Consider the following 16,742-nt stretch of genomic DNA (forward strand, 5'->3'; position numbering starts at 1 on the left):
GCACGCCGATTCGGCGGCCGAGGACGTCGCGACCTTCCTCGGGATCGACGCGTCAGGCGTCCCAGCCGGGGCGCACCAGCCCGCTCTCGTAGGCCATCACCACCACCTGGGCGCGGTCGCGCGCGCCGAGTTTGGTCATCGCCCGGCTGACGTGGGTCTTGGCCGTGGTGGGGCTCAGGAACAGCTCCCTGGCGATCTCCTCGTTGGTGCGCCCGGCCGCCACGTGCGTGACGACCTCGCGCTCGCGGTCGGTCAGGGTGGCGATGAGCGCGGCGCGGCGGCGGTCGACGCGCGCCGGGCGGGCCCTGGCGGCGAACTCGGCGATCAACGTGCGGGTGACCACGGGCGCCAGCAGCGCCTCTCCCCCGTTCACCACCCGGATGGCCTGCACCAGCTCGGCCGGCTCGCTGTCCTTGACCAGGAACCCGGAGGCCCCGAACCGGATCGCGTCGAAGACGTAGGAGTCGTCGGTGAAGGTCGTCAGCACGATGACCCGGGTCCCGGACAGGCCGGCGTCGGCGACGATCTCGCGGGTGGCGGCCAGCCCGTCGTGACCGGGCATCCGGATGTCCATCAGCACGATGTCCGGGCGCAGCCTGCGGGCCAGCCGCACCGCGACCGCGCCGTCCTCGGCCTCGCCCACGACCTCGATGTCGCGCTGTGCGTCCAGCAGCGCCCGGAAGCCGCTGCGCACGAGCGCCTGGTCGTCGGCCAGCAGCACCTTGATCACGCCGTCCGCGGTCATCAACCCACCCGCTCCCCGATCCCCGGACCCCCGCCGGCCACCCGCCGCCCGCCCGGCAGCGGCAGCCGCACCTCGACGCGGAACCCGCCGTCCGGGCGCGGGCCGATGCGGCTGGTGCCGCCGAGGGACTGCGCGCGCTCGCGCATGCCCGCCACCCCGCTCCCACCGGCGTCCCCGCTGACGCCGTCGTCGACGTCCACGGCGCCGTGCATCGCACCCCTGGTGGGGCGGGTCCCGCCGCCGTCGTCGTCGACCCGGACGGTGAGCTCGTCGGCCGTGTAGCGCAGCCGCACCGTGGCGGTCGCCGCGCCGGAGTGGCGGCGGGTGTTGGTCAGTGCCTCCTGCACGATCCGGTAGGCGGCCCGGTCGACCCCCGGCGGCAGCTCGACCGCCGGGCCCTCGACCTCCACCCGCACCGCCAGCCCCGCCGCGCACGCGTCGCCGACCAGCTCCTGCAGGTCGGCCAGGCCCGGCACCGGGTGGTGCGGCGGCGCGGCGTCGACCCCGCGCAGCACCCCGAGCGTCGCGCGCATCTCGCGCAACAGGTCGCGGCTGGACTGCTTGATCGCGGTGAGCGCGGTGCGCGCCTGCTCCGGGTCGTCGTCCATCAGGTACAGCGCCACCCCGGCCTGCACGTTGATCAGCGACACGTGGTGGCCCAGCACGTCGTGCAACTCCTGGGCGATCCGCAGCCGCTCGTCGCTGCGCTTGCGCAGGGCGGCCTCCTCGCGGGCCGCGTCCGCCTGCAGGATGCGCTCGCGGCGGGCCCGCCAGCCCTCGCAGGCCGCGATGACGGCCACGAGCGCCGCGACCCAGGCCGCCGTGCCGGCCAGCGGCAGGGCGCCGGGGTTGCGCAGCATGTGCACGGCCGCCAGGCCCAGCACGGCCAGCGCGGTGGTCGTGTACGGGACGCGGCGGTGCCCGGCGAGCACGGCCGAGCACAGCGCGACCAACGGGGCCAGGAACAGCGGGCCGAACGGGTAGCCCAGCGCCAGGAACACCAGCACGAGCGCCGTGGAGACGATGAGCACCGCTGACGGGTGGCGGGCGCGCAGGGCGAGCACCAGCGAGCACGCGACCAGCAGCGCGTCGGCGAGCAGGTCGAGCGGGCGCGCGGTCGGCTGGGACGCCGCGGCGCCCCGGGTGCCGACCAGCAGGACCACCGCGACCAGCACCGCGGACGCGACGGGCCAGACCCCGGCCACGGCACCCCCGGCCCGGGCCCACCGGCCCGCGACCCGACCCGTGGCGAACGACACGCGGCTCACCGTAGTCAGCGGGGCCAGCCGGGGCGTCGTCCGCGGAGAGCGCGCCCGGCTACTCCCCGGGCAGTAGCCGCTCGACCTCCTCGCGGAGCACCCGGGGCGCCCGCACCAGGAAGCTCTCGGTGAGCAGCTCGCCGACCTCGGTCCAGTCGACGTCGGCGTCGAGCGCCATGCCGACCACGTCGGCGCCCCACGGGGCGGGGAAGAACGGCGGGCCGCCCGCGCGCAGCGCATCGAGCTCGGCACCGGACGAGCGCAGCATGAGCACCGTGACCGGGCCGTCGGTCCCGACCGCCCGGGCGAACGCCTGCGGGCGGCCGCCGGCGACGGTGAGCAGGTGGGCGAAGGTGCGCCCGCGGACCTGCCAGCGCACGCCCTCCCAGGCCGCCTCCTCGCGCACCTCGGGCAGGGCCAGGCAGGCGGCGCGCACCGGAGCGAGGAGGTCGGGCGGGACGTCGTCGGGGCCGCTCACCGGTGGCGGGCGCGCGGCTCAGTCGTCATCGTCGTCATCGTCGTCGTCGTTGTCGCGGTTGTCGTTGTCGTCGTTGTCACGGTTGTCGTCGTCGTTCACCGCCGGCTCGCCGGCCCGCTGGATGTTCAGCGAGCCGAACGCGCCGCTGGCGTCGACGACGACGTCACGGGTGCCCGAGCCGTCGCACGCGGCGTTGCAGTTCGTCCCGCCGAAGATCCGCACGCCCTCGACCTGCACGCGGGCGTCGGCCGGCACCACGACCCGGGTGCTGCCGAAGACGTACCCGAGGTCGACCCGGTCGTCGTCGGGGGCGACGGTGACGACCGAGCTGTTGAAGGCCGTGAAGCCGTCGTCGGCCACGAACACCTGGCCGGCGCCGAACAGCGCGGCACCGAGCACGGCGAGCCCGACGAGCGCCTGGACCGGACCGCGGCGCCCCGAGCGGGCCGCCGGCACCGGGGTCGGTTCCGGCTTCTCCACCGCGGCCCCGGCCACCGGCTGCGGGGCGGCATCGGCGTCCGGATCGGGGAGGTCGGCGACGAGCGGCGCCAGCTCGCTGCGGGTGCGCGCGGCCCAGACGTGGCCGGAGCGTTCCTCGTACTCGGTCAGCGTGAGCACGCCGTCGGCGTAGGCCTGCTGGAGGCGGGCGTCGACCTCCCGGCGCTCGCGGTCGCCGATGCGCACCTCGGGTCGCGACTCGTCCACGGTCCCATCCTGGCAGGGAACCGCTCGGGCGCGTCGCCCGGTCGGTGGACGCCGTCACGCACCGGCACCGGCCGACGGCACCTCCGCACGTGGGGCGCAGACGGCGACGACACCCGCGACGACCGCCACCGCGACCCCCACCCCGCGCAGCCAGCTCCCGACCGCGATCCCGGCCGACTCCGCGCCGAACAGCCCGGCGGCCGCGCCGGTGAGCACGAACCCGGCGGCCTCGGCCGCGGCCACCAGCACGCCGACCACCGGCACCCACCGCCGACCGACCGCGGTGATCAGGACCGCCGCCCCGACGAGCAGCACCAGCGCCGGGGGCACCGGCGGCATCGCCACTCCGGAGAACCGCAGCACCAGGATCCCCAGCGCGCAGACCAGCAGCCCACCGACGGTCGTCCACCGCGCCGTCGCCGCCACGCCGTTGATCGCCATCTCGCTCACGCCCTTCCGGTCCGACGCGACCCGTGTCGCGTTCGCCGGACCAGGGTCGCGCCAGGACCAGCCCCGCCACGTCGTGCGCGGGGCGGCCGACCGGCTACCCCCGCGGCGGTAGCCGGCGGATCCGTCCCCAGGGCTTCACGACCGCCAGCACGGTCGCCACGACCAGCGCGGTGAGCGAGACCGCCGGCGGGAACACCAGCGTGTCCAGGCCGGCGGCCGGGTCGGGGCCGCCGGCCGCGCCGCGCGCGGCGGCGTCCTGCAGACCCGCCCGCAGCACCAGGGCGACGAGCACGACGAGCACCAGGTTCAGCGCCAGCTTCACCGCGACCCACCAGTAGCGCAGCAGGCCGTAGCGGGTGCCGAGGCCGAGCACGACGCCGCTGACCAGGCTGAGCAGGCCGGCGACCAGGATCGGCCAGAACAGCATCGGCGCCACCTGCAGGCACAGGGCCGCGGTCGCGGGGTCGCCCAGCAGCGCGCCGAGCACCAGCACGGCGAGGACGACGTCGATGCCGATCCACCCGCCGCTGGCCAGCAGGTGCACGACCAGCCACACCCGGCGGCCGGTGCGGCGCAGCGGGCGCACCAGCGGTGTCCGGGCGACCGGTGGGGTGGCGGATGAGCGCATCCGGCCATCCTGGGCGACGGCGGGGCGGCTGGCGTCGGGCGGCGGGTGCGGTCCGGGTGCGGCCGCGGGAGTACCGCCGCCGCCGGCGCCTGCTCCCCCGGGGCCACGGGCGATCCCCGACCCCGACCCGACCCCGAGCGGCGGGCGCCGGCGCGCCCGGGTCGGCCCCTACGCCCGCCACCGCACCCCGGCTGACGTCCACGGGCCGATCCCGTGGGCCCCCGGCGTTCCTAGCGTTCCCGGCGTACCGAATCGACCGCACGAACCGGGAGAGACCCATGCAGCTCACGACCGCGAACCCGACGCCCGCCGTCCCCGCGGGCCGCGCCACCGACCTCCGCCGGCACGCCCCGACCCTCCTGCGGGTGGCGCTGGGCGTGGTGTTCGTCTGGTTCGGCGCCCTCAAGATCGCCAACGTGACGCCGGTGGCCGCGCTGGTCGCCGACACACTGGCGTTCGTCCCGATCCCGCCCGACCTGCTGCTGCCCGCGCTCGGAGCGTTCGAGGTGGTCGCGGGCGGCCTGCTGGTCGTCGGGCGGCTGCTGCGCCCCGTGCTGGCGGTGCTGGTCGCGCACCTGGTCGGCACGTTCCTGGTGCTGGTGACCCTGCCGGGCGTGGCGTTCCAGGACGGCAACCCGCTGCTGCTGACCACCGAGGGCGAGTTCGTGGTGAAGAACCTGGTGCTGGTGGCCGGCGCGCTGGCCGTCGCCGCCACCCTCCCGGCCCGGCGCCGCTGACCGGCCCGCCGGCGCGGCCGACCGCTGGAGCTAGAGGTCGTTGCCGGCGTAGGAGAGGTTGAAGCTCTTGTTGACCAGCGGGAAGTCCGGGACGATGGTGTCGGCCATGGCGACCGGCAGTGCCGGCCAGTTCAGGAAGCTCGGGTCGACCACCTTCACCCGGCTCACCCGGCCGTCCGCGCCCAGCTCGACCCGGTGCACGACGGTCCCGCGCCAGCCCTCGACGATGCCCACTCCGGACGCTTGCGCGGCCGGAGTGGGCATCGTCGGGCCGGTCGGGTCGCCGGCGGGGTCGCCTGCGGGGTCGCCGTCCAGGTCCGCGACCAGCGTGCCGATCAGGCCGACCGACTCGGCGATCTCCTCGGCCCGCACCACGAAGCGGGCCAGCACGTCACCGCCGGTGTGGTCGCGGTGCGCGGGCGGTGGAGCGACCGTCCACGGGTGGTCGTGGCGGGCGTCGCACGCGACGCCGCTGGCCCGGGCGACGTAGCCGAGCACGCCGATGTCGCCGGCCTGGGTCGCGGTGAGCACCCCGGTGCCGGCGAAGCGGTCGCGCACCACGCTGTGCCCCAGCGCCCCGGCGACGATCCCGGCCGCGTCCGCGGCGATGCCGGCCAGCTCGACGGGGTCGGGCAGGGCGCGCAGCACCGCCGCGCCGGGGCGGATCGCCCCGCGCAGCAACCGGTGGCCGGTGACCCGGTCGTTGATCCGCAGCAGCCGCTCGCGCAGGCGCTGGGCGTGGGCGTTGCGGATGCCGTGGGCGACGTCGTTGCACAGCGCACCGATGTCGGTGACGTGGTTGTAGAGCCGTTCGAGCTCCAGCAGGACCGCGCGGCGGCGGGCGACGTCGGCGGTGACCGGCGTCCCGAGGGCGTCCTCGACGGCGCGGCAGTAGGCCACCGTGTGCCCGACCGAGGTGTCCCCGCTGATCCGCTCGGCCAGTTCGACGCCCTCGGCGGGGGTGCGGCCCTGGAAGAGCTTCTCCACCCCGCGGTGCACGAACCACAGCCGCGCCTTGAGGTTGAGCACCGTCTCCCCGACCACCGAGAACCGGAAGTGGCCCGGTTCGATCAGGCCGGCGTGCACCGGGCCGACCGGGATCTCGTACACCCCGGGACCCTCCACCGTCCGGAACGGGTAGGGGCCGTCGACGTCGCCGAAGCGCGGCGGCGGGCCGGCGTCGGACAGCATCGGGTACCAGTGCCGCGGCCAGTGGAAGTGCCGGACCAGGCGGCGCGGCAGCGGGTGGTCCACGGGCACGATGCCGAACAGGTCGCGCATCTCGCGCTCGAACCGGCCGGCCGGGAACGACAGGCCGGCCAGGCTGGGCACCCGCGGGCGCTCGGGGTCGAGCCGGACGTGCAGCTCCACCCGGGATTCGGGGGCCTCGACCGCCGCGGCGCGGGTGAACAGGTAGACCGCGCGCAGGCCCGCGCCGGTGGCGCGGTCGTCGTGGCCGGCGACCAGGGCGACGCGGTGGCCGGCGGCCAGCAGCGCGGCGGCCCGGTCGGGCAGCGCGTCGGCATCCACGACCTCCCGGTCGTGGGGGGTCGGCGGGTGCGGGTCGGTCACGGCGCACCGCCAACGGTCCGGGCCGCCGCGGTGAGCAGCGGGGCCAGCGGGCCCGCGGTGAGGCCCAGCGCCGCGGCCGCCACCGGGCCGGCGACCAGCGCGGTCGCGGTGCTGCGCGGCAGCCGTGGCGGGGCCGTCGCGGTCCCGGGGGCGTCGGGGGGGTCGCCGAGCAGCATCCGGCTGGTGTGGTTGACCAGCGCCGCGGCGATGACGACCACCAGCACCAGCGCCAGCGCGGTCGCCCAGCCGACGACCGCCACCCCGCTGCCGAACCCGGCCCTGGCGATGCCCAGCTCGCTGGCGAACAGGCTGAACGGCGGGAACCCGACCAGCGCCAGCATCCCCGCGGCCAGGCACCCGGCCAGCAGCGGCTGGTCGGTGGCCAGGCCGCGCACCCCGTCGATCCGGCTGGTCCCGGTGGTCTGCAGCAGCCGGCCGGCGCCGAGGAACAGCGCGCTCTTGACCAGGCCGTGCCCGAGCACGTGCAGCAGGACGGCAGCGGTGGCCGCCACCCCGCCGACGGCCGCGCCGAGGGCGAGCAGGCCCATGTGCTCGATGCTGGAGTAGGCCAGCATCCGCTTGTGGTCGCGCTGGTGCAGCAGCAGGGACGCGGCCACGGCCAGCGAGGCGAGCGCGGCGGCGAGCAGCAGCCCGCGGGCGAACCCGGGGCCGAGCGCGAGGTCGGAGACGACCTTGATCCGCAGGATGGCGTAGAAGGCGACCGACAGCAGCACGCCCGACATCAGCGCCGACACCGGGGCCGGGGCCTGGCTGTGCGCGTCGGGCAGCCAGGCGTGCAGCGGGGCCAGGCCCGCCTTGGCGCCGAACCCGAGGACCAGCAGCACGACCGCGATCCGGGTCACGCCGGGGTCGAGCCGGCCGGCCGCCGCGGTGAGCTCGACCCAGCCCAGGCCGGCGCCGGTCCCGGTGTGCAGGGCCGCGAAGTTCAGCAGCACGATCCCCAGCAGGGCCAGCGCGATCCCGGCCGAGCAGATCACCACGTACTTCCACGCCGCCTCCACCGCGGTCCGGGTGCGGCGCTGGCCGACCAGGAACGCGGTGACGATCGTGGTGGCCTCCACGGCGACCCACAGCACGCCGAGGTCGGCGGCCAGCACGGCCAGCGCCATCGCGGCCAGGAACGCCTGCACCAGCACGACGTGCCGGGCCGCGGAACGCTCGTCCGCCCGCCCCGCGGCGATCTCGGCGGCCAGGTGGGCGGGCGTGGCCAGGGCGGCGAGCACGGCGACCGCACCGATGACCACGAGCATGTAGGCGCTGAGCGGGTCGACCAGCAGGAACCCGGCGACGACGACCCCGTCGCCCGCCCGCACCGCCTGCCCGGCCAGCAGCACGGCGGCCACGGCCACCAGCGCGGCGCTGCCGGTGCCGACCCACGTCGTGGCGCGCCGCCACCCGAGCAGCAGGTGCACCACCGCACCCAGGGCGGGCACCAGGATCGGCGCGAACGCGAGCAGGGTGACCATCAGTCGTGCAACTCCCGCAGCTCGTCGAGGTCGGTCCCGCCGAACACCTCGCGCATCCGGCCGGTGAGGATGCCCAGCACCAGCACCACCAGCAGCACGTCCAGCGCCACCCCCACCTCGACGACCAGCCCGATCCCGGACGTGACCAGGAAGCCGACCGCGGTGATCCCGTTGTCCATCAGCAGGAACCCGACCAGCTGGGAGAGCGCGCGGCGGCGGGTGACCAGCACGAAGAACCCGATCAGCACGACCGCGACGCCGATCGGGGCCGCCCGGGTCGTCGGCGACGGCGCCAGCTCCACGATCGGCGCCGACACGGCCAGCGCCAGCAGCGTGAGCGCCGCCGCCGCCAGCAGCGAGGCCGCCACGTTCACCAGCGGGCGGGTCTCCCGCCGGTCGTCCCCGGCGGCGGCCAGTGCCCGGCGCAGCAGGGCGGGCAGCACGCCGGCGCGCAGCACCAGCACGCCGAGCGCGACCACGGCCAGCTCGACCGACCCCTCGTGCGCCGCGAGGACCCCGACCAGCGCGGCCAGCGCCACGCCCTGCACCGCGAAGATCCGGATGATCATGGCCAGGTCGCGGCGCCACACCACCAGCACCGCGGTGAGCAGCAGTGCCCCGGCGGTGAGGTCGAGCAGTTGGTGGTACAGGGCGGCGGTCATCGGGTCCCCCTCACGCCGGGAAGTAGGCCGCGGTCACGGCGAGCAGGGCGAGCAGGAACGACCCGGCCAGCAGCTCCGGCACCCGGAACAGCCGCACCTTGGCCAGGAACACCTCGGCGAAGGCCAGCGCAGCACCGAGCACGGCCACCTTGACCACCAGCGCGAGCACCCCGAGCGCCAGCGCGAGCACCCCGGCCTCGGTGGCGATGCCCCACGGCAGGAACAGGTTCGCCAGCAGCCCCAGGTACACCGACAGCCGCATCGCCGAGCCGAGCTCGACCAGGGCCAGGTCCGGACCGGCGTACTCGAGCACCATCGCCTCGTGCACCATGGTCAGCTCCAGGTGCGTGGACGGGTTGTCCACCGGCAGCCGCCCGGTCTCGGCCACCACGACCAGCAGCAGCGCGACCGCGGCCAGCAGGCTCGCCGGCGACAGCACCCGCGCCGGGTCCTGCAGGCCGGACCCGACGATCGCCGGCAGGGCGGTCGACCCCACGGGCACGGACAGCGCGAAGATCGCCATCAGCGCGGTCGGCTCGACCAGGGCCAGGATGGTCGTCTCCCGGCTGGCCCCCATCCCGCCGAACGCGGTGCCGGTGTCGAGGCCGGCGAGCGCGAGCACCACGGTGCCGTGCGCGAGCAGCGCCACCACCACGATCAGGTCGGCCACCGGGGGCAGCGCCGACGCGGTGCTGACGAACGGCGCGACCACCGCGACGACCAGGGTCATCGCCACCAGCAGCACCGGGGCCACCCGGAACAACTCGCTGGTGCCGCGGGGCGTGATCGGCTGCTTGCCCAGCAGCTTGCGCAGGTCCCGCCACGGCTGCCCGACCCCGGCCCCGGCCCGGCCCTCCATGCGCGCCCTGACCTGCCGCATCAGGCCCACCAGCAGCGGCGACCCGACGACGACCAGCACGGCCTGCAGCGCGCCGCCCAGCACCCCGAGCGCGGTCATCGGGTCAGCACCAGCAGGACCAGCAGCCCGCACAGGCCGACGAAGCCGTAGCCCAGGTAGCGGTGCACGCTGCCGGTGCCCAGCCGCCGCCCGACCCGCCCCCAGGCCGCGGCCGCGGCCAGCACGGGCGTGTAGAGCCGCCGCTCCACCCGGTCGGGCACCAGGCGCCGATAGGCCACCGACTGCACCAGGTACGCCGACTCCCGGTGGTGGGTGACGTCGATGTCCTGCACCGGCTGCAGCACGTCGTCGAAGACCCGCTGCAGCGGCTCGGCGAACGAGGTCGCGGTGTACTCCATCCGCGCGGACAGCGGGCCGGCGCCGCAGTCCCACAGCCGCGCCGCCCGCCGGGCCCGGCGGGCCACCAGCAGCCGCGGCAGCACCACCACCAGAGCGGCGGCCAGCGCAAGCGCGGTGGCGAGCAGCAGCGGGGACAGCGCCCCGGTGACCCCGGCGAGCTCGACGGTGACCGCTCCGGACACCGGGGGCGCGACGGCGAGCAGGTCGCCGGCCACCGTGGCCAGCACCGGCAGCACGACCGTGGGCGCGACGGCCAGCACGACGCAGGCCACCCCGGCCAGCGCCATCCCGGCCAGCATCGTCGGCGGGCTCTCCCGGGCCGCCGCGGCGGCGTCGCTGCGCGGGCGGGCCAGGAACCCCACCCCGAACGCCTTGACGAACGTCGCCACCGCCAGGCCCGCGGTGAGCGCGACCGCGGCGACCGCGACGGGCAGCACGATCGAGGTGGCCACCCCCGGCGCGGGCAGCCCGTGGACCAGTGACTGCAGCAGCAGCCACTCGCCGACGAACGCCGTGCCCGGTGGCAGCGTGGACGCGGCCAGCGCGCCGAGCCCGAACGCCGCGGTGGTCACCGGCATCCCGGCCCGCAGCCCGCCCAGCTCGTCCAGGTCGCGGGTACCGGTCGCGTGCAGCACCGAGCCCGCGCCGAGGAACAGCAGCGTCTTGAACGCGGCGTGGCCGAGCAGGTGCAGCAGCGCCGCGGTCAGCGCGAGCGCGGCCAGCACCGGGTTCCCGGTCGCCGCGAACAGCCCGCAGGCCCCGACGCCGACCAGCACCAGGCCCATGTTCTCGGTGGTGGAGTAGGCCAGCAGCCGCTTCAGGTCGGAGCTGACCACCGCCTGCAGGATCCCGTACACCGCCGAGACGGCGCCCAGCGCCATCACCAGCAGCCACCACCAGCGGGTCCCGCCGCCCATCAGGTCCAGCCCGACCCGGACGATCCCGTACACCCCCAGGTTCACCATCGCCGCCGACATCAGCGCCGAGACGGGGCTGGGCGCCTCCGGGTGCGCCCGCGGCAACCACGCGTGCAGCGGCACGATCCCGGCCTTGGACCCGAAGCCCACCAGGCACAGCACGAACACCGCGCCGGCCGCCACGGGCGGCAGGGCGCCGGCCGCGGCGCGCACCGCGGCGAAGGATCCGTCCGCGGCGGGCGCGGCCAGCACCAGCAGCCCGATCAGGATCGCGACGAAGCCCAGGTGGGTCATCACCGCGTACCAGCGCCCCGCCGAGGCCACCGCGGCGCGGCGGCGGTGCTCTGCGACGACCAGCAGCAGCGAGGTCAGCGCCATCAGCTCCCAGGCCACCAGCAGCGTGGTGACATCGGCCGCGATCGGCACCAGCAGCAGCGACCCGACGAACACCGGGACCATCGCCTGCACGGCGCGCCCGTCCAGGCCGTGCCGGGAGTAGCCGATGCCGTACAGCGCCACCGCCACCGCGACCGCCCCGCCGACCGCCACGAACACGCCGCCCAGGGCGTCCACGCCCAGCACGACACCGGACAGCGGCAGCAGCCCGGGCAGCTCGGCCGCCCAGGTGTGCCCGAGCATCGCCGCGGCGCCCGCCACGGTGGCGCACGCACCGGCGACGCAGGTCAGCATCCCGACGACGAGCGCCCGGCGGGCGCGCGGGACGGCGAGCGCGGCCAGGACGCCACCGGCGCAGGACGCGCCGGTGGCGGCGAGGGCGGCTCCGACGACGCTCATCGGCCGGTCAGCGTCCGCAGCGCCTCGACGATCACCTCCGGACGCGGTGGGCAGCCCGGCACCTCCAGATCGACCGGTACGACGTCGCCGACCGCGCCGACCACGCCGTACGCCTGCGCGAACACCCCGCAGTTGCGCGCGCAGTCGCCCACCGCGACGACCAGGCCCGGCTCCGGGACGGCGTCGTGGGTCCGGCGCAGCGGCTCGGCCATGTTGCGCGTCACCGGACCGGTGACCAGCAGCGCGTCGGCGTGCCGTGGCGAGGCCACCAGCCGGGCCCCGTACCGCTCGGCGTCGTATACCGGCCCGAACGCCGACCCGATCTCCACCTCGCACCCGTTGCACGAGCCGGCGTCGACGTGCCGGACCTGGATCGAGCCGGCCGGCCGCGGCGCCAGAGCCGGGCGCAGCTCGGCCGGCGCCGGTGGGGCAGGCTCGGCGACCCGGCCGATCCGGCGGATCGTGCGCCACAGCTTCAGCACGGCAGGCGCCGTGCGCCGGGGGCGGTCAGGGCGCGCGCAGGTCGTCCAGCAGCTCGATCTGCTCGGACAGCACCCCGGTCAGGATCGACCGGGCCACCCGCATCAGCTCGGAGACCTGTGGGCTGGTCAGCGAGTAGTGCACCGCCGACCCCTCCTTGCGGGTGGCCACCAGGCCGGCCCGGCGCAGCACCGCCAACTGCTGCGACAGGCTCGCCGGCTCGACCCCGATCTCGGCGAGCAGCCCCGAGACCGCGTGCTCGCGCACGCTGAGCAGCTCCAGCACGCGGATGCGCACCGGGTGGCCCAGGGTCTTGAAGAGCTCCGCCTTCGCCTGGTACAGCGGCCTGCTCACGCCAGCCTCCCGGTCCCCGCGCCACCGCCACCCCGTCCCATCGCACGCACACCAACGATTGCAAGTTCTACCAATTGCAGACTTTAGCAATCGTTGAAGACACGGACCCGCGCGGGGCCCGCCCGATCAGCCGGCGGCGGCCGGCACCCGGGCCCGGACCAGGGTGTACGCCTCGGTCCCCGGGAACACCGCCCCGGCCCGCCGCGCCGCGTCGTCGCGCAGGCGCTCCAGCACCGCGGCGGCGCCCTCGGCGTCGTCGTCGGTGGCCCAGACGGTGACCAGCAGCCCGGCGCCCACGCCCCGGTCGACCAGCACCTCGGCGCCGGCGAACCCGGCGCGGGAGCGCAGCCGCGGCAGCGCCTCGCGCAGGAACGCCAGCGCCGCATCCACCTGGGACGGGTCGACCCGCATCCGGGCCAGCCGCACCGCGGCACCCGGGTCGGCGACCGGGGCGCCCTCGCGGAACGCGACCTCGTAGCCCTCCACCACCAGGTCGCCGCCCGCCGCCGCGGCCGCGGAGTCCCGGGCCCTGGTCAGGGCGGCGTCCGAGGAGTGCGTCGGCTCGTCCCAGTAGGACACCGCCACGATCACCCCGGCCGCCCGGTCGACCATGGTGACCAGGCCGCGGTTGCCCGCCGCCACCTCCACCGCGGTCCGGTCGACGTCCTCCAGGCGGGCGACACCGTCCTCGACCCGGTCCCGGTCCCCGAAAATGATGTTGACCCGCGCGTGCATGTCGGCCTCCTCGACGTGCTGCCGCCACCGGGACACCGCTCCGTCACGACCGATGCATCCCATGACTCGTGAACGCTTATGAAACTCTGCAACTGCGACCCTATGCCTCTCCCTCAGCGGTCGGCGAGGCGGGCGAAGGCGGTCACCGCGGCGAAGTCGCTGACCGCGTCCGGGCTGATCACCTCGGCCGGCGGGGTGCCGCGCAGGATGCGCTTGATCGGGGTCTCCAGTTTCTTCCCGGTCAGCGTGCGCGGCACCGCCGGCACGACCACGATCTCGTCGGGCACGTGGCGCGGCGACAGCTCGCGGCGCAACGCCCCGGCGATGCGGGCGCGCAGCGCGTCGTCGAGGTCGGCGCCGTCGCGCAGGGCCACGAACAGCAGCAGCCGCCCGGGGCCGCCGCCCGCGGCGTCCTCCAGGTGCACGACGAGGCTGTCGGCCACCTCGGGGACGTCCTCGACGACCGAGTAGAACTCCGCGGTGCCCAGCCGCACGCCGCCGCGGTTGAGGGTGGCGTCGGACCGCCCGGAGATGACGAAGCTGCGCCGCTCGGACATGGTCACCCAGTCGCCGTGGCGCCAGACACCGGGGTAGGTCTCGAAGTACGACGACCGGTACCGCTGGTCGCCGGGGTCGTTCCAGAACCGCACCGGCATCGACGGCATCGGCTGGCGGATCACCAGCTCGCCCAACTGCCCGACGACCTCGTTCCCGTCGGCGTCGAACGCGGTGACGTCGACGCCGAGGCACGGCCCGGACAGCTCGCCGCGGTAGACCGGCAGCCAGACGTTGCCCGCGACGAACCCGGAGCACACGTCGGTGCCCCCGCTCATCGAGTTGACCAGGACCCGGCGCCCGAAGAGCCCGTCGACCCAGTCGAAGCCCTCCGGCGGCAGCGGCGAGCCGGTGACGCCCAGCATCCGCAGCCGCGACAGGTCCAGCTCCGCGGTCGGGTCGACGCCGGCCTTGCGGCAGGCCATCAGGTAGGCCGGGCTGGTGCCCATCAGCGTGGCCCCGGTCTCGGCCGCGGTCCGCCATTGCGCCAGCAGGTCCGGGTGCAGGAAGTTGCCGTCCACGACGACGACCGCCGCGCGCCGCAGCAGCCCGGAGACCAGGATGTTCCACATCGTCCACGCGGTGGTGGTGAACCAGAGGAACGTGTCGCCCGGGCCGAGGTCCAGCTGCAGGGCCGCGCTCTTGAGGTGCTCGAGCAGGATGCCGCCGTGGCCGTGCACGATGGCCTTGGGCAGGCCCGTGGTGCCGGAGGAGAAGAGCACGTAGAGCGGGTGGTCGAAGGGCACCGGCTCGAACGCGAGCGGCTCGTGGTCGGCGAGCAGCTCGGCCCAGCCCAGCGCGTCGGGCAGCGCCCGCTCGCCGTAGGGCACGTCGACGACCCGGCGCACGGTGGGCAGCCCGGCCCGGATCGTGGCGACGTCGTCGGACTTGTCGATGCTCTTGGCGCCGTAGGCGTACCCGCTGACCGCCAGCAGCACGGTGGGCTCGATCTGGGCGAACCGGTCGACGACGCTGCGGGCGCCGAACTCCGGGGCGCAGGACGCCCAGACGGCGCCGAGCGAGGCGCAGGCCAGGAACGCGACCAGCGCCTCGGGGATGTTGGGCAGGTAGCCGACCACCCGGTCGCCGCGGCCCACGCCGAGCGCGCGCAGACCGGCCCGAGCCCTGGCGACCTGCTCGGCCAGCTCCCCGAAGGTCAGCTCGAACGGGTCGCGGGTCTGCGAGCGGGCCATCACGGCGACGCGGTCGGCGTCCTCGGGCAGGCCGAACATGTGCTCGGCGTAGTTGAGCCGGGCGCCGGGGAACCACTGCGCGCCGGGCATCTCCCGGGAGCCGAGCACGGCGTCGTAGGTGCCGCGCACGCCGTAGTGGTCCCACACGGCGGCCCAGAAGCCCTCCACGTCGTCGACCGACCAGCGCCAGAGGGCGTCGTAGTCGTCGAAGCGCAGGCCCCGCTCGGCGTCGAGCCAGCGGACGAAGCGGCCCATCGACGTGGTGTCCAGGACGTCGTCGTCGGGGCGGCGCATGATGTCGGCCAACGGTGCCCTCCAGCCATGGTCGTCAGCGGACGGTAACCCGCCCGACCCGCGATCCGCCCTCTGCGCCGACCGACGCCACACCGGCGGCCACAATTGCCCGCGTGCTCCCCCGCGACAGATCGTCCCGTTCGTCCGGCGCGCGCCACCGCCGCGCCGCGGAGCCCGGGCACCGGCACGAGCCCCCCTCTCCGCCCGGCCAGCAGCACGGCCACCAGCACGGCCACGGCCACGGCCCGCCGCCGCGGGCCGACCGGCGGGTGCGCACGCTGCTGTGGGTGCTGCTGACGCCGTGCGTGCTGGCCACGCTGGTCGGGCTGGTGCTGCTGTACCCGGCCGCCGCCCCCGCCGTCGACGCCGAGTCCGCGGGTCCCCGGATCGACGGGCACGTCAGCGCCGCCGCCGAGCGGGCCTGCGACGAGGAGGCCGGTCCGGACGCCGGCCCGCCGGGCTGCCTGGCGCTGGGCGTGCAGCTGGCCGAGGGGCCGCTGGCCGGACGCACGATCGAGGTGCTGATCTCGGCGCCGGGCGGGCGGGCGCCGTTCGGGGCGGGCGACGACGTGGTGCTCACCGCGGCCGGCGGCGACCCCGCCGACCCGGCCGCCTACGTCGTGGTCGACCTGCAGCGGGAGGTGCCGCTGCTGGCGCTGGCCGCGGTGTTCGTGGTGGCCGTGGTCGCGCTGGGCCGGATGCGCGGGCTGGCCGCGCTGGCCGGGCTGGGACTGACCGTCGTCGTGCTGGTCGGGTTCGTGCTGCCCGCGGTGCTGGCCGGGCGCAACGCACTGCTGGTCGCGGTGGTCGGCTGCTGCGCGATCATGTTCGGGGCGCTCTACCTCACCCATGGGATGTCCGCGCGCACGTCAACGGCGGTGCTCGGCACGCTCGTGGGGCTGGTGCTGATCGCGCTGCTGGGCATCACCTTCGCCGAGCTCGCCCACCTGACCGGCGTCGACGAGGACACCGCGAGCCTGGCGGCCACCCTGGGCACCGAGGTGGACGGGCGCGGGCTGGTGCTGGCCGGGCTGGTGATCGGCGCCCTCGGCGCCCTCGACGACGTCACGGTCACCCAGACGACCGCGGTCTGGGAGCTGCGCGCGGCCGACCCGCGGCTGCCCGCGGCGGCGCTGTTCCGCTCGGCGATGCGCATCGGCCGCGACCACCTCGCCTCCGCGGTCAACACGCTGGTGCTGGCCTACGCGGGCACCGCGCTGCCGCTGCTGCTGCTGTTCTCGGTGGCGGAGCGGGGCCTGGGCGACACCCTGACCACGCAGGTCATCGCCACGGAGGTGGTGCGCACGCTGGTCGGCAGCATCGGACTGGTGGTCTCGGTGCCGGTGACGACCGCGCTGGCCGTCGCGGTGGCGACCCGGGGCACGCTGCGCCCACCCCGGGCACTCCCGTCGAGAACGAAGCTGTCGTGATCAACAAG

At 75.9% G+C, this 16,742-nt stretch carries 17 protein-coding genes; 2 read left to right on the forward strand and 15 right to left on the reverse strand.

The features are described 5' to 3' along the window. Positions 1-52: 52 nt before the first annotated feature. From KIK08_RS07760 to KIK08_RS07785, 6 genes are all read right to left on the reverse strand, one after another. Entirely contained in the window at positions 53-730 is a 678-nt protein-coding gene (locus tag KIK08_RS07760; RefSeq protein ID WP_214402367.1) for a response regulator, read from the reverse strand. Positions 731-744: 14 nt separating this feature from the next. After that, positions 745-2,004 (reverse strand): sensor histidine kinase, encoded by a 1,260-nt coding sequence (locus KIK08_RS07765; RefSeq protein WP_214402329.1) that lies wholly within the window; start codon positions 2,002-2,004, stop codon positions 745-747. Positions 2,005-2,062: 58 nt separating this feature from the next. Next, on the reverse strand, positions 2,063-2,482 hold the full coding sequence (locus tag KIK08_RS07770) for an MmcQ/YjbR family DNA-binding protein (RefSeq protein ID WP_214402330.1): 420 nt from the start codon (positions 2,480-2,482) through the stop codon (positions 2,063-2,065). Between the two features lie 18 nt (positions 2,483-2,500). Then, positions 2,501-3,187, reverse strand: coding sequence for a DUF1707 SHOCT-like domain-containing protein (locus KIK08_RS41320; protein WP_308257479.1), 687 nt, complete (start codon positions 3,185-3,187; stop codon positions 2,501-2,503). A 54-nt stretch (positions 3,188-3,241) separates the two neighbouring features. Then, positions 3,242-3,637, reverse strand: coding sequence for a hypothetical protein (locus KIK08_RS07780; protein ID WP_214402331.1), 396 nt, complete (start codon positions 3,635-3,637; stop codon positions 3,242-3,244). A 94-nt stretch (positions 3,638-3,731) separates the two neighbouring features. Next, positions 3,732-4,265, reverse strand: a complete 534-nt coding sequence (locus tag KIK08_RS07785; protein WP_250556532.1) for a hypothetical protein — start codon at positions 4,263-4,265, stop codon at positions 3,732-3,734. Positions 4,266-4,543: 278 nt separating this feature from the next. Between KIK08_RS07785 and KIK08_RS07790 the strand changes: the two genes are divergently transcribed. Further along, positions 4,544-5,002 (forward strand): DoxX family protein, encoded by a 459-nt coding sequence (locus KIK08_RS07790; RefSeq protein ID WP_214402332.1) that lies wholly within the window; start codon positions 4,544-4,546, stop codon positions 5,000-5,002. Between the two features lie 30 nt (positions 5,003-5,032). On the opposite strand, the gene KIK08_RS07795 is transcribed toward KIK08_RS07790, so the two are convergent. From KIK08_RS07795 to KIK08_RS07835, 9 genes are all read right to left on the reverse strand, one after another. Further along, positions 5,033-6,574, reverse strand: coding sequence for a hydrogenase large subunit (locus KIK08_RS07795; RefSeq protein ID WP_214402333.1), 1,542 nt, complete (start codon positions 6,572-6,574; stop codon positions 5,033-5,035). Then, complete coding sequence (locus KIK08_RS07800; RefSeq protein WP_214402334.1) at positions 6,571-8,061, reverse strand: proton-conducting transporter transmembrane domain-containing protein; 1,491 nt, start codon at positions 8,059-8,061, stop codon at positions 6,571-6,573. The genes KIK08_RS07795 and KIK08_RS07800 overlap by 4 nt, the downstream gene beginning before the upstream one ends. Then, entirely contained in the window at positions 8,061-8,723 is a 663-nt protein-coding gene (locus KIK08_RS07805) for a hypothetical protein (protein ID WP_214402335.1), read from the reverse strand. Before KIK08_RS07805 ends, KIK08_RS07800 begins: the two co-directional genes overlap by 1 nt. Before the next feature lie 10 nt (positions 8,724-8,733). Further along, the gene (locus KIK08_RS07810; RefSeq protein ID WP_214402336.1) at positions 8,734-9,681 is read right to left on the reverse strand and encodes a respiratory chain complex I subunit 1 family protein; all 948 of its coding nucleotides are present in this window, start codon (positions 9,679-9,681) and stop codon (positions 8,734-8,736) included. Continuing rightward, entirely contained in the window at positions 9,678-11,693 is a 2,016-nt protein-coding gene (locus tag KIK08_RS07815; RefSeq protein WP_214402337.1) for a proton-conducting transporter transmembrane domain-containing protein, read from the reverse strand. Before KIK08_RS07815 ends, KIK08_RS07810 begins: the two co-directional genes overlap by 4 nt. Then, positions 11,690-12,175 carry an NADH-quinone oxidoreductase subunit B family protein gene (locus tag KIK08_RS07820; RefSeq protein ID WP_214402338.1) on the reverse strand — a complete coding sequence of 162 codons (486 nt, stop codon included), beginning with the start codon at positions 12,173-12,175 and terminating at the stop codon, positions 11,690-11,692. The genes KIK08_RS07815 and KIK08_RS07820 overlap by 4 nt, the downstream gene beginning before the upstream one ends. A 25-nt stretch (positions 12,176-12,200) precedes the next feature. After that, positions 12,201-12,527 carry an ArsR/SmtB family transcription factor gene (locus tag KIK08_RS07825; RefSeq protein WP_214402339.1) on the reverse strand — a complete coding sequence of 109 codons (327 nt, stop codon included), beginning with the start codon at positions 12,525-12,527 and terminating at the stop codon, positions 12,201-12,203. 126 nt (positions 12,528-12,653) lie between these two features. Beyond that, positions 12,654-13,298, reverse strand: coding sequence for a hypothetical protein (locus KIK08_RS07830; RefSeq protein ID WP_214402340.1), 645 nt, complete (start codon positions 13,296-13,298; stop codon positions 12,654-12,656). 77 nt (positions 13,299-13,375) lie between these two features. Continuing rightward, positions 13,376-15,304: an acetoacetate--CoA ligase gene (locus KIK08_RS07835; RefSeq protein WP_214402369.1), complete on the reverse strand. Its 1,929-nt coding sequence runs from the start codon at positions 15,302-15,304 to the stop codon at positions 13,376-13,378. A gap of 113 nt (positions 15,305-15,417) precedes the next feature. On the opposite strand from KIK08_RS07835, the gene KIK08_RS41605 reads away from it, so the two are divergent. Continuing rightward, entirely contained in the window at positions 15,418-16,734 is a 1,317-nt protein-coding gene (locus KIK08_RS41605) for a YibE/F family protein (protein ID WP_214402341.1), read from the forward strand. Positions 16,735-16,742 lie beyond the last annotated feature (8 nt).

The organism is Pseudonocardia lacus, from assembly GCF_018531445.1.
GTDB classification, from domain to species: Bacteria; Actinomycetota; Actinomycetes; order Mycobacteriales; family Pseudonocardiaceae; genus Pseudonocardia; species Pseudonocardia lacus.